Here is a 14,413-nt window from a genome sequence, read left to right on the forward strand (position 1 = left end):
CTGTCCATGGAACTGTCCTACGTCCTGAATCTGTTCACAGAATCGTTCATTTCCTCAGCAAGCCTGCTGAGCCCGTGGAGGCTTTCGGAAACGGAAACAGTGTCCGAGCTGTTTTTCTCCACATCGCTTGAGATCCTGTGGATGCTTTCGGTAACCGACTGAACAGCACTGTTCTGCTCGTTCACGGTAGTCTCTATGTTTGAGTTTGCCCTGTGGATGTCCTCCACTGATGAGACTATCTGAACAAAGAGTCCGTTTGCTCTTTCGATTACCTTTTCTCCGTCCCCGACGGTCTTTTCTGCGCTGTGCATCTGCGACGTTGCTTTACCGGATTCCTTCTGAAGAAGTGAGATTATTCCGCCGATTTCAGTTGTGGCGGACTGCGTACGTTCAGCAAGCTTGCGCACCTCATCCGCAACCACGGCGAAACCCCTTCCCGCCTCGCCCGCTCTTGCCGCCTCTATCGCGGCATTAAGCGCCAGCAGATTGGTCTGGTCTGCTATATCGCTTATCACGCTTAATATTTCACCTATGCGGGAGGATGATTCACCGAGACCGCTTATTATCTCCGCAAGGTCGTTAACCCCTTTTCTTATCTGCCCGATGCTGGTAACCACTTCATTCAGCGCCCCCATCCCTGTGCGGGTAACATCCGCAGCGGAATCCGCCTTTGTGAGGGCCTCCTGAACGTTGTCAAGCACCGTGCCGGATGTCACGGACATTTCCTCCATGGCGGAGGCTATTTCGCTTATTCTGCCGGACTGTCTGGCTAGGGATGCGGAAAGCCCGGCGGCAAGATCCGTTATCTCTGTGGAACCGGAGTTAAGACCTTCTGATTTATCTTTAACATCAGTAACTATGGTCTGTACCATCCCGACGAATGTATTTATATAGTCTGTGAGAATTATGATTTCGTTCGACGATTTGCCGCCCGTCCCTGTGCCTATGTCAATACGCTTGGTAAGGTCCGCATCGCCGGAGACAAGCTCCTGTATGCGCCCCGTAACAAGCCTGAGCGGTTTAAGCACTATGCTGCTTATGAAGAAAAGCATTATGAAAACCACTCCGGCGGTTATCACGCAGCCGGTAAGTATAAGGGTCATTCTCAGACTGCGTGCGTCACGCAGGGCTTCCTTGTCGTCCATTTCAACCAGTATGCCCCAGTTCAGCCCGGGAATATCCAGCTTCGCGTATGAGCTGAGAACTTTTTTGCCTGAATAGTCTTCCGTTATATGCGAACCGGTTTCCCCTTTAAGCGCACGCCTTGCGGATTCGCTCTCGGCGCTGAAAAATCCTATGACCGTGCCGAGCTTCTTCACCAGCGGATCTTCATTCTCCTTCACAAAACGGTTGTCGCTGCGCATGGTGAAGTCTTCTCCTATGATGTAGCCGTCGCCTGTGTCACCGAGACCCGCCTCTTTGTATTTGCCTCCGAAATTCATCACATCATCTATTTTTGTGATCGGCATCTGAAAAATCAGGACACCGAGGAGCACGCCGTTTTTATACACAGGAGAGGAGATGAAGGACGCGGGAAGATTGTAGCTTGGCTCATATGGTTTAAAATCGTTTATGTATGTCTCACCCTCCTTCAGCTTCATGCCCTTCTGAAATGCGTCACCCAGACCGGTATCCGCATAGGGACCGTTAAAAAGGTTGGTTGCGTAGTCTTTCTCCTTGAAAACAGTGTAGACAAGGTCGCCGCTTGTGTTGATAAGAAAAATATCGTAAAGGGAAAACTCTTTAAGCATCAGGTTGAATTCGGGGTGAAACCTGTCGTGCATTTCCGTGTAGGATGAATAAAAGCCTAAAGGACGGATCAGGTTGTTCTTCTCGCCTATTTCCTCAGGATTGCTTACTATGTACAGATACTGCGCTGCACGCCCGTTAGGGTTTTCGGGGATATACTCCGCAGCGGCTCTTCTGCGGGCGCTCTTCGGAACATCATAGTTCACCCTGTCCAGATACAGATGCTCGTAATGCTCCTCCATGTCCTCACGTATGAGATCATAGATTATTCCGGTTTCCGCCTCAATAGAGTAGAAAGTTGTGCTGAAGCCTTCCAGCGCTTCCTTGACCTGCGTTCCCGCCGCAGAGGAGATTATCAATGAGGAAAGCTGTGAAAAATAGTCCTCAATGTGATTTTTCTTAGCTTCCCTGACGGAATCCATCTGGGCAAGCTTCATTTCGGCAGCCGAGCGAAAGCTTTTGTTAACAGTGATAAAGGTTATGACTGAACTCAAGAGAACCAGACAAAAAAATACAGCGCCAATAAGCCGCAGCTTAACGGAAGTATTTGCGAACATAAAAACCTCGCAGTCAAATTGACCTGAGGGTTACGATAAAAATAACAGGATTAAATAATGAGTCTTAAGAATAATATCACAACATGCGATAAAGGAAAGGGTTTGTTATGAAATACAGCGATCCGGAGTACCGCGGACCGCTGTACTGCTGAAACGGTTACTCCGTCTTGAATCCGGAGGTCATCTGCATGAGGTCGTTTGCCTGCTTCTGGAGGTGAGCCACAGTTTCGCTCACCGTCTGCACGGCGTAAACGCTCTGCTCAACGCCGGTGGTGACACTGTCCAGCCTGTGGCTTATGTTTACCAGAGCATTGGTCTGCGCGGTTACGGACTGTGCCATTGTATCGTTCACTGATTTTATCTGATCCATGGATTGTACTATGCCGTCAAAGCTTTCCTTAGCTTCTCCTATGATGCTGACCCCTTTTTCCACGGTTACGGATGCCTTGCCCATTGTGTCGGTCACTGTTCTGGTTTCACTCTGGAGGGAGTTGATTATGCCCCCTATTTCCTGAGTGGCTCTCTGGGTTTTTTCGGCGAGTTTGCGCACTTCGTCGGCAACCACGGCGAAGCCCCGCCCCGCTTCACCTGCTCTTGCCGCCTCAATTGCCGCATTGAGGGCCAGAAGGTTTGTCTGGTCGGCTATGTCGTCGATCACGCCGATGATATTTCCTATCTCCTGTGATGATTCGGAAAGGTTCTGCACGGTTCCGCCGAGTTCGGAAACCTTCTGTTTGATGTCTGTTATTATTTTCATGGATTCATCAAGCTTGCGGGCTCCGTCTCTGGTTTTTTCCACGGTGCTGTCGGTCTGCTCCGCCACTTTTTCAAGGTTGTGTTCAACCTGATCGGTGTTTTCCCGCACGGTTATTATCTCGCCGTTGATCTCCTTCAGCTCTGTGGTCTGCTGGGTGAAAGTGCTTGAGAATTCCTCCGTGGTGGAGGCAAGTTCGTTGTTTATGCTTGAAAGCTCTATGGTGCTTGATTTTACCTGATAGATTATGCCGCGGAGGTTTTCAATGAATATGTTCATGAATCTGGCGAGCATGCCTAGTTCATCCTCTCTGCTGAGAGAGATTTTTTTAGTGAGGTCCTTTTCGTCTGTCATTTTCTCTTTAAGGAAGATTATATCCTTGGACAATACGCCGGTTATCACCACAACCACAATACAGAGCAGGACAAGAGCGGAAACGTGTATCCACGCCAGATCGCTCATAACCGCTCTCTGATGGGCGAGAAATTCATGCTCCTTGGAGCCTGCGGCTATGACCCAGCCTGTCGCGTCAAAGGTGCGGTAGCTGAACATCATGTTCTCACCGTCTTTGGAGTAGATGATCTCGCCGTTTTCGGCTTCAATCATTCTCTTGATGTATTCGCTGCCCTCATCGTCCTTTTCTCCCAGTCCGTTCTGCCCTTCCTGCGTTTTGTGAAGGATATATGTTCCGTCGGAGTTGAGGATGAACGGAGAGCCTGTTTCACCTATTACCACACTGTTAAAGGCTTTTCGGAGATCATTCAGAAGAACCTGTTCCGAAATCCCCACATAGAGAACGCCGATGAGCTGATTATTCTCCATTATCGGCTCATAAACAGTCCAGTACCATGCGTTTACAACGAAGGCTCTGCCCTTGTAGGTTTTACCGGATGATACGGTGTGGTAAACCTCCGAATCTTTTGGGATGTAGGTATCCACCGCTCTTTCGCCGTCCGCCTTGTGGACATTTGTGGTTATGCGGAGCAGACCCTTGTCGAACGCCTGAAAAATCGTGGCGGTGAGCCCTTCGATATTTGCTTCCTCAACTATGCCGTCAACCATTTCAAAATCGGCATAAACCCTTTTGCCGTTATAACGCATTAAGGGTATATGGATATTTTCTCTGCCGCCTGTGGTCTGGTTCACCGCTTCCACTGAGAGCTCTGAGTCAGTGTCCATAGTGAATGAGCCCCCGCTGTAGAGGACTGTTTTAAACTCGCTGAAGTTGGACTGAACAACTTTAAGCGACTGATCATAAAAAAGTGAGATAGTTTCCTTAAGCAGTGCTGCTGTTGACGAAAGCTGGCTTTTTGTTTCTGCGAGCATCTCCTTCTTCACGCCGCCGGAAGTCATGGTCGCGAGTATAAAGAAGATAATTAGCAGAGGACCGCCGAAGAACAGAGAATATTTGACACGGATGCTTCTGATTTTCATTTTTACCACCGGATATTAAAATTCATAAAAAGCTATTTTCCGGGTTAACGGAAGACACAATCAGCGAAAAGGGAGGAGGACATAATTTGCGTGGCATATATCCTTCGGAATAACTTTTTATATACTTTGTATAAGGCTATAAAGTGTGCATCATATGTAACAAGTCAAGAACTTTCTGTCAGGTTTATGAAAAATTAATGTCTGATGATATGGATTTAAAGCAAAGCCCCTGTAACGGCGGGGCTTTATTGCCTAAAGGTTAACTATACCCGAACTTAATTATTTTTATCTGCTGTTTCGCTCAAGTCCGGCTCCCAGTTCAGCCATGATGATTTAGGATCTGCATACAGATTGAAAACCTCTCCGTTTTCTGCCTGTGCTCCGGTTTCATCGGGTGTCGCAAAGGAGATTCCACCTGCAAGCAGTGTTTTGAGTGACTCGGTTTTAACCTTTACGCCGAAAAGGTTAATCTTTGTCCCCACACCGCCGGAATTCCAGAAAACTGAATTATTTTTCACCAGACGCCGATATTTTTCATCAATAAACACAGATACTTCAACGTTCCGCCCGTCAGCGCTGAGTCTTATATTCTCCACACCGCCTGTTTCCATCTGTCTGTAGTAAACCGGAGAGCCTCTTTCAAGGGAATGGCGCGCGGGAGTGAGCAGCCTTATTCTCAGTCCTTCTTTACCCTCAAAGGGTGAAGGAGCTTCCGCGAGAGCTGTAAACTCTGTCTTTGCTTCGCCGCTGCCGCCTTTCATGGCAATTTTTGTTCCTAAAACAGCCGAATCCAGATTTTCTATGCCGTCAGCGGAGATTTTCATGCCTTCCGTCCAGAAGAGCGCTCCTTCGGTGAGTCCGTCAGTAAATTCATCATGCACCAGAAGCGCCGTACGGGTTTTGCCGTCCTTTATCACAGAGCCTGCCGCATAACCTGCTTCTGCCTTGCCGCTCATCAGGGGGGCGCCTCTCTTTATCTCAACCTGATAGGGGAAGGATACATAAATCTTTGCCATATCAGCTTCCCGCGCCGATTTGGGATCAGGATACAGAACTCCCGTGCCGGAGTTTTTTTTGAAGTTGTCGAAGTATACAGCGTCCTCGATATAGGTCTTGACCGGCTTTGATTTAAAAGAGAATCCGGAGGTATCCGCACGGAATTCCATGCCCCCTTCCAGCCAAAAGCGGGTTTTATCGCTCAAGAAACGGGCGAACTCAGGCTTAATGAACAGAGTAAGCTCAGGAATTCCGTTCCTGCCCGGCTTTACTCCGGTCACAGTGCCGGCATTCATATTGCGGTAGTACACGTCAGCCCCTTCGGCGGGAGGAACGGCGTTTGCCGCAGTGAGCGTTACGCTCCGTCCGCTGCCTGAGAGTGCGATAGCTTTTTCCCCATCGCTTCTGCTTTCAAAAAGTGTGTATGTATTATTGTCGCAGCGCAGCAGCCGTTCCTGAGGATTAAAGAAGGCGATGCCGCCGCCTATGGCTGTTTTCAATGCCGGAGCCTGAATCCTTAAGCCCGCGGCGTCCGCCTCGAAGCTTATTCCGCCAGACTTATAAAATATCGAATAAGGGGTGACCAGCTCCGTATACTCAGGGTAGATAAACGCCTCCGCCAAGATTCCGCTGCCTGATTTATTCAGGGAGAAACCGCCGATCTCGCCGACTTTTATCCCCCTGAAATAGAGAGCGTCCCCTGCCGCAAGCTCTTCCGCAGTGCCTGCGGCAAGCCTGACGGTTTTGATGCCTGTATCTTTATAATATGCCTTTTTTGCCTCTGCGGAGCTTTCATACAGATTCAGGGAGGATGTTCCCCGTCCGAAATGTTCCGCTTCTATTCCGCCCCTGATAAGCGCCGTCAGCGACGGTGTATCTATGGTAAGCCCTGTGGAGTCAAGGCGCAGATCCAGACCTTCCTTTCTGCTGAAGTACAGACCCTCCCCAGCCAGATTCGCGTAACCGGAATATATCACAGCGTCAAACTCCACGGAGCGGTTTTTAATCAGTCTCACATCCGTTATATGCCCTATTTGTATGTTCCTGAAATAAATACCGCTCATCACGTCCAGAGAGCCTTTGTCTGAGGCGGAAAGGGTTATTCTGCGTCCGTCCGTTTCTCCTTTCGCAGGGGCGTATTCAGAGAGAGCAAACTCTGAGGCGGGTTCACCGCCGCCCGGATAAACTTCGATGTAAACTCCTGTGAGCACAGTGGAAAGCCCGCTTATTCCCGTTACGGAGAAGGAGGGTTTCACGAGGACAAAGCGGGAGTCTTTTCCCGCAAAGCTCTCATACTCTCTGTTCAGCCGGATATGGGCGTTAACCTCACTGTAATCCGCAGACGGACTGACATCTGTCACCAGTCCGGCGGGGAGCCCCATAAACATAACCGGAGTGCGTCCTGCTTTTATGCCGCCTGAGTTCTTCATGCGCAGTGTGATCACATTTTCCGAAAGCCTGCTCTGCTCCTCCGAGCCGTACAGGCTGAAGAGATGCCCGTTTTCAACCGGCGCTCCCGGCTCACCGGACGGATTGTCAAATGATACGCCGCCGCTGATGAGGCTTGCCAGCGGAGCCGATTCCAGACTGAGCCCCGCGGCGTCAAACTTCAGTTCCAGCCCGCCCACATCCCAGAATGCTGTGGACGTAGTTACGTACTGCTTGTAATCTCTGTTTACGGATATATTTACGTCATAAATCCCGCTTTTCGGATCGAACTTTACGCCTGTAACCTGTCCGGCGTTCATCCCCTTGAAGAAAACCGGAACTCCCTTTATCAGATACTGGTTTGACTTGGTCTGAAGGCGGAGTGTGAGAGCATCCTCGCTCAGGTCTGTATCCGGCGGCTCGCTTAAACCTATGAAATAGGTCTGCTCCGCCAGCTCACTCATTTTTTCCATGTCAAATGTCGGGGGCTGCACTTCGATATACGAGCCTGAGATAAGGGTTTCAAGTCCGGTAATTTTATTAAAGCCCAGACGGGGCTTCACTATCCAGAACATCATCCCTTCCCGCGCGAGTATTTCCGCCTCCTTGGAGAGCATCACAACCGCTTCAACCTTATCGGGGCTTTCCGCTATGCGCACGTCTTTGACCTTGCCCACATTGATGCCCCTGTACTTCACGGGTGTTTTCTCCGGCACAAGCTCTGAGCCGGAATCAAACTGAATGATTATCTCCTTCCCCAAGTTTACGTAGCCGCTGTAGAGAAGCCACAGAGTGATGCACAAAGCAAGCAGCGGCGTGAGCCACACAGGCGAGAGAATCCCCCGTCTAATTTTCAGACCTTCGGGCAGATTTGTGCTCATTGTTCCCCCTTTTTGTCCCATATCAGGCGTGTATCGAAAGATTTTGAAGCAAGCATCGTGGTTATGACCGTTGCGGCGAAGAAGGTTGCTCCCGCTCCGCCTTTTATCTGTATGAGAAAGCCCATGTTAACAAGCCCCGCCATTATTGTGATCACGTATATATCAAGCATGGACCATTTCCCTATAACCTCTATCAGGTGGAAGAGGCGTGTCTTGGCGGAGTTCGTCAGCCTGTCCTTCACTCTGAGAGCTGTAAGCAGATAAAAAATGCTGCCTAACTTAAACAGCGGCACAATAAAGCTTGCCACGAAGACAACCGCCGCTATGAAGTACATCTTATTCTCAAAAAGCTCTATAACCCCGCCGAGAATAGTATTTGCGGATGAATCGGCGAAGGTTTCTATAGACATTACGGGCAGCATGTTCGCAGGTATGTACAGCAGCAGGGCTGTTATTGTCAGCGCCCATGTTTTCTGGAGGCTGTTTTTCCTGCGGGGATGAACAGTGCTCCCGCATACGGGACATCTGAGTCCTTCCGTTCCTGCGCCGGATGCGTCAATAAGCTGTCTGCACGAGAGGCACAATGCCGTGTTCATTTCAATATCAGTCATTTACTGCTGCCTTAAGACGAAACAGGAGAGTATCGTAATATACCTCGGTGATTGCAGTAAAGGCGCATACGAACATGAGCAGATATATTCCGTAGTCGAACGTCAGCTCGGACATGTCTATGAGCTTAACTATTGAGACCAGTATACCCACAAGAAAGACATCCGCCATGTGCCACTCCTGAAAAAAATTCGTAAGCCTCAGCACTGCGGTGAAGAAGGGAAATTTACGCCCCGCAAGAACCGCCAGCGATATATAAAAACAGGAAAGCAGAAAGCTCATGGGGATGATAACCGAAGTCAGCAGAACAAGGAATCCCACTGCGCCCAACCCTTCCTCATACAGAGTCCGTATACTCCCGAGCACAGTCGCCGAGCTGCTGAGGCTGCTCACTGAAATATCCAGCACAGGATAAAGCAGAGCGGGAACGAACAGCATAAAAGCGGATATGCTGAACGCCGCCACATAAGCCACGGCGTTTTTCCCCTGCTTCTTAACCGTGCTGCCGCAGCGGGCGCAGGTTATCTTGTCATCAGTGTTTTTCGCGAAGGAGACAGCCCACCCGCAGTAAGCGCAGGCGGTGCACACCTCATCATGTCCGGTTAAAGGGTTCATAAGCATATTATAAGGTTTTAAACGGCGTGTGACAAGCCGCACGAATTTAAGAAGTGTTAAAAAACGGCAAAGGCACAGTTAACCATACGACACTTGATTACTTGCGGCTAATAAAGTTCAATTAGCTTAATAAATAGATTGACAGCAAAAGAGCATCAGTCTAGTATTTTCGTGTTCCGTGTCTTGATTTCCGCTGTTTAACAGACAAAGTCGGAAATCTCTTCCAGCTTGCGAACCGGTGCGGAGGCTTGGAAAATACAATGCACGGAAATCTTTCAAATACTATCCTTGAGAATCTTCTGAATTCCGAAATTAAAGGGGAGAACATGAAAAAAAACAGATACGGTTTTGGGCATATTCTTGCGCTCGGGCTCGCACTTTCGGTAACTTTCGGCGTTACGGGCGCATTCGCGGCCGATGAGGAGATCACTCTTGAAACAGTCGAAGTAGTCGGCACAGCGGCGGAGCAGGTTAAGCAGTCGCTCGGCTCTTCCATCATCACAAAAGAGGATATTGAAAAAAATCCTCCCGTTAATGACCTTTCGGAAATAATACGCCGCCAACCCGGCGTTAACCTTACAGGGAACTCCGCCTCCGGTTCCAGAGGTAACAACCGCCAGATAGACCTGCGCGGCATGGGTCCCGAAAACACGCTCATACTCATCGACGGACGCCCTGTTAAATCACGCAACTCCGTCCGCTACGGGTGGACAGAGGAAAGAGACACCAGAGGCGATTCCAACTGGGTTCCCGCCGAAATGGTTGAACGCATTGAAGTCCTCAGGGGACCAGCGGCAGCCCGTTACGGCTCCGGCGCCATGGGCGGCGTGGTGAACATAATTACCAAAAAACCCGAGGACAAATTTACAGGTTCAATGACATTCATGGGCAACATTCAGGAGGATGCGCAGGAAGGGGATTCATACCGCTTTAACGCTTCCGTTGGTGGCCCTGTGAACGATTCGGTTTTCTTCCGCATATACGGAGGCATAAACTACCGTGACGCGGACGCCAAAAGCATAAACGAAGGCGAAGCCGCTTACGGCGGCGCTGAAACTGTCGCCGGACGTGAAGGCTACCGCAACAGAGACATTAACGCACTTCTCACATGGGAAGTAAACAAGCAGCAGACTGTGGAACTCACCGGCGGCTACAGCCGTCAGGGCAACATTTACGCAGGCGACTCAATGCAGAACTTCGGCAATGATTATACAGAATCGCTCTACGGTGAGGAAACAAACGTAATGCGCCGCAAGAACATAGCCGCCACCCACACAGGCGACTGGAACTGGGGACACACCCGTTTTGACATCAGCTACGACAGCACAGTGAATACCCGTCTTAATGAAGGTCTGGCGGGCGGTCTTGAAGGCGAGATAACGGATACTCCCACCTATGAACCCGGCATGGCGGAATCAGAGTTTAATACGCTGCTCACATCCGTACAGGCGGATATACCCCTGAACCTGTTCGGGTTCGCGCAGACTCTCACTGTGGGTGCGGAATATCTCGGAGAATCGCTGGACGACAAAGGCTCACTGAGAAACTCGCCGGCTATGACATGGCTTAATATCGACCTTGAAGGCTATAACCCCGGCAAAACCGACGAGGATGTATACAGCTATGCCTTTTATATTGAGGACAATATCTATCTCGGCAGCGGCGTAACGCTCACTCCGGGCGTGCGTGTTGACGAACATGAAACCTTCGGCAGCAATGTAAGCCCCAGCCTTAACGCGTCTTATGAGATCAACTCCAACTGGACAGTCAAAGGCGGCGTGGCAAGAGCATACAAAGCGCCTAATCTTTATCAGGGCAACCCCAACTACCTGCTTTACAGCAGAGGAACAGGCTGCTACGGCGGAGCAAGCTCACTGGGCGGCGGATGCTATCTTCAGGGTAACGAGGATCTTGATCCTGAAACAAGCATAAACAAGGAGATAGGTATTGCTTACGACTCCGATTCATTCAGAGCAAGCGCCACCTATTTCCACAATGATTATGACAACAAAGTTTACGCAGGTAAAAAATCCGTGGCGACTGTTAACGGCAACAGAGACGTTTACCAGTGGGAAAACGCAGGCGATGCCATTATACAAGGTGTAGAGGGGAACGTCTTTGTCGCTCTCGGCAAAGACATTGATTTCAACACTAACGTCACTTACATGATCGAATCCGAGCTTAAAAGAACCGGTCAGCCCCTGAGCATTGTCCCTGAATACACAGTGAACACGTTCATCGACTGGAGAGCCGCAGACAGGCTTTCTCTCGGGGTGAACGCCACTCTCTACGGCGAACAGGAGACCCCTTCCATAGAGATCAGAACGGAAAGAGAGATAGAGAAAGATACCATAGATCCTTACGCCCTTGTGGGAATAAGCGCAAAATATCAGGTATTTGAAAACGTGTCTCTCAGCGCGGGAGTTAACAATATTTTCGATAAACAGCTTAACCGCAAAGGCAACTCCGCTTCCGCCTCAGCCTCAGCCTCAGCCGACGGAGCCGAAAAAGCCAACGCATATACTTACAACGAAGTGGGCAGATCATACTGGCTGTCTATGACGACTGAGTTCTGATTAATAAAGGCAGCCCGTACATCCTGTCGGGCTGCCTTACACGCTCGCGCCGTGATAAACACGGCTTCGCTTCGCACGGCGCAGTATTTGTCTTGCCGCTCCAAAAACTACATCCTGTGTTTTTGCCGCACACGCTCGCGCCGAACTTCGTTTGGCTTCGCTTCGCACGGCGCAGTTCCGTCCATGGAACTGTTTGTGTCATTGCGAACCCTGCAAGGGTGAAGCAATCTCTCATTTAATAACATAAAGCCGTACATACTGTCGGGCTCGCTTCTGTTTTAGGGAACATTTTTTTGTTTCTTTTTATAAGCTTTTAAAATTAGTATCAGCAATAGATTAGTCTAGTTTTATTTAACTAACATTTTTATAGCTAATAAACAATTTTATTGACATAAATACGCGGAAACCTGTATTAAGAGCAGGTAACAAATCATAGTTACTCACTAAATTATCCAGAGAATCTTTAGCATTCCAATAAGGGGAAATCATGAAAAAAAGTAGCATCAGCTTCGGGCATATTTTTATGCCTTTGGCAGCATTTGCCGTCATCCTGCTTTCGGCGGGCGTTTACGCAGCAGAGCAGGACACAATTACTCTCGATGCAGTTGAGGTAGTAGGTACGGCTGAAGAACAGGCGAAACAGTCTCTCGGTGCATCAATTATAACAAAAGAGGATATTGAAAAACGCCCTCCTGCCAACGATCTTTCCGACATAATCCGCCGTCAGCCCGGTGTCAACCTTACGGGAAACACCGCGACAGGAATGAGAGGCAACAACCGCCAGATCGATCTTAGAGGCATGGGACCTGAAAACACTCTTATACTCATTGACGGACGCCCTGTTATGTCAAGAAGTTCAGTCCGCTACGGTTGGGATGGCGAAAGAGATACCAGAGGTGACACTAACTGGGTTCCCGCCGAGATGGTTGAACGTATAGAAATTCTCCGAGGTCCGGCGGCTGCCCGTTACGGTTCCGGCGCCATGGGCGGTGTGGTAAACATAATAACAAAAAAACCGGAAGACAAACTCACCGGCTCAATGTCCTTCTACACGAATATGCCTGAAGACAGCAAAGAAGGCGGTAACAAGAGAGTAAATGTTTCCGTAAGCGGTCCCGTCAGCAATTCTCTCTCATTCAGAGTATACGGAAGCAGATCTGAATCCGAAGGAGACGCCCCGGATATTAACTCTGATGCGATAGATACTGACAGCGATACTTCGATAATAGCCGGACGCGAGGGTGTAAATAACAAAGACATCAACGCAATTCTTTCATGGGTTGTAAATAAGCAGCAGATAATAGATTTCGGCGCAAGCTACAGCCGTCAGGGCAATGAATACGCAGGTGACGCCCTTCTGGGCGCTGTGGGGGCGGGTGATGCGGCGGCAAGAAGCATGCTTGGCGAAGAAACAAACATAATGCGCCGCAGAAGCTATTTTGTTACTCACAGCGGCAACTGGGACTGGGGTTCAAGCCGAGTGGATCTCAGCTATGAAGGCACTGACAATGTTCGTCTTGATGAAGGTCTCGCAGGCGGTTCAGAAGGCAAGATTAATACCGCAGAAAACTGGAATCTCACTGAACTTGAAAATTACCGTGCAAAAGCAGAGGTAAACATCCCCGTTGTTCTTTTCGGTTTTCACCAGACAGCCACTTTGGGCGCAGAATACCTTAAAGAAAAAATGAAAGACCCCGGCAACACAGGCAGAAACGCCACTACCACTGCTCCTGACTACGAAGCAGGCAACAGCGAGCTTGAACAGTACAGCTACGCAGCTTACGTTGAAGACAATATCTACCTCGGTCACGGCGTAACTCTGACACCCGGTGTAAGGATGGACTACCACGAAATCTTCGGCTCCAACGCCAGCCCCAGCCTCAATGCTATGTGGGAACTTAACAAAAACTGGACTGTAAAAGGCGGCATAGCAAGGGCATACAAGGCGCCGAACCTTTATCAAGGCAATCCCAACTACCTCCTTTCCAGCAATGGTAACGGCTGCGCATACAGAAATCCCTCCGGCTCATCTTCCTGCTATCTGTTGGGGAATGATGACCTTGAACCTGAAATAAGCATAAATAAAGAGATAGGTCTTGCTTTTGAATCTGATATTTTCAATGCCAGCGCCACCTATTTCCGCAATGATTACGACAGCAAAATATACGCAGGCACTGAGCCAGTGGATTACACCGACAGATACGTCTATCAGTGGCAGAACGCTGAGGATGCTATAGTAGAGGGTGTGGAAGGCAACGTATTTGTTGCTGTAGGCAAAGACATTGATTTCAATACGAATATCACTTACATGATAAAAAATGAGACAAAAAAAGACGGTCAGCCTCTCAGCATCGTCCCCGAATATACCATCAACTCTTTCGTGGACTGGAGAGCAACTGATTCCCTGCTCCTTGGGGTAAACGCCACTTACTACGGCAAGCAGGAGCCCAGAACTCTCAACTACAAAAGACCCGATGTTCCTCTTTCAGAAGAAGCTATGGAAAACCGCGACCCTTACTACATTTTCGGCATATACGGCACATACAAAATAATTGATACCATTACTTTTAAAGCTGGTATAAATAACCTTTTCGATAAACAGCTTTACCGCGAAGGCAACGCATACAGCGTAACCAGCGGGGCAGGCGCAGGCGGGGACACTTACAACGAACCCGGCAGATCATACTACGTTTCTATGACAATGGACTTCTGATTAATAAAGGCAGCCCGTACATCCTGTCGGGCTGCCTTACACGCTCGCGCCGTGATAAACGCGGCTTCGCTTCGCACGGCGCAGTTCCGTCCATGGAACTG

7 protein-coding genes are annotated in these 14,413 nt (G+C 49.3%); 2 read left to right on the plus strand and 5 right to left on the minus strand.

Translation table 11 applies throughout. The features are described from left to right. Positions 1–17: 17 nt before the first annotated feature. The 5 genes from EP073_RS13605 to EP073_RS13625 form a co-directional block, all read right to left on the minus strand. The gene (locus EP073_RS13605) at positions 18–2,186 is read right to left on the minus strand and encodes a methyl-accepting chemotaxis protein (RefSeq protein WP_164885394.1); all 2,169 of its coding nucleotides are present in this window, start codon (positions 2,184–2,186) and stop codon (positions 18–20) included. Between the two features lie 277 nt (positions 2,187–2,463). After that, entirely contained in the window at positions 2,464–4,494 is a 2,031-nt protein-coding gene (locus EP073_RS13610; protein ID WP_128467703.1) for a methyl-accepting chemotaxis protein, read from the minus strand. Between the two features lie 275 nt (positions 4,495–4,769). Next, positions 4,770–7,799, minus strand: coding sequence for a PqiB family protein (locus EP073_RS13615; protein ID WP_164885395.1), 3,030 nt, complete (start codon positions 7,797–7,799; stop codon positions 4,770–4,772). Next, positions 7,796–8,410, minus strand: coding sequence for a paraquat-inducible protein A (locus EP073_RS13620; protein ID WP_128467705.1), 615 nt, complete (start codon positions 8,408–8,410; stop codon positions 7,796–7,798). Before EP073_RS13620 ends, EP073_RS13615 begins: the two co-directional genes overlap by 4 nt. Next, positions 8,403–9,023, minus strand: a complete 621-nt coding sequence (locus EP073_RS13625) for a paraquat-inducible protein A (protein WP_164885396.1) — start codon at positions 9,021–9,023, stop codon at positions 8,403–8,405. The genes EP073_RS13620 and EP073_RS13625 overlap by 8 nt, the downstream gene beginning before the upstream one ends. Positions 9,024–9,349: 326 nt before the next feature. Between EP073_RS13625 and EP073_RS13630 the strand changes: the two genes are divergently transcribed. Beyond that, the gene (locus tag EP073_RS13630; protein WP_128467835.1) at positions 9,350–11,599 is read left to right on the plus strand and encodes a FepA family TonB-dependent siderophore receptor; all 2,250 of its coding nucleotides are present in this window, start codon (positions 9,350–9,352) and stop codon (positions 11,597–11,599) included. Between the two features lie 487 nt (positions 11,600–12,086). Further along, a complete protein-coding gene (locus EP073_RS13635; protein ID WP_164885398.1) occupies positions 12,087–14,312 on the plus strand; it encodes a FepA family TonB-dependent siderophore receptor in 2,226 nt (741 codons plus the stop codon). Positions 14,313–14,413: the final 101 nt, after the last annotated feature.

Origin of the sequence: Geovibrio thiophilus (genome assembly GCF_004087915.1) — a bacterium.
Lineage (GTDB): Bacteria > Chrysiogenota > Deferribacteres > Deferribacterales > Geovibrionaceae > Geovibrio > Geovibrio thiophilus.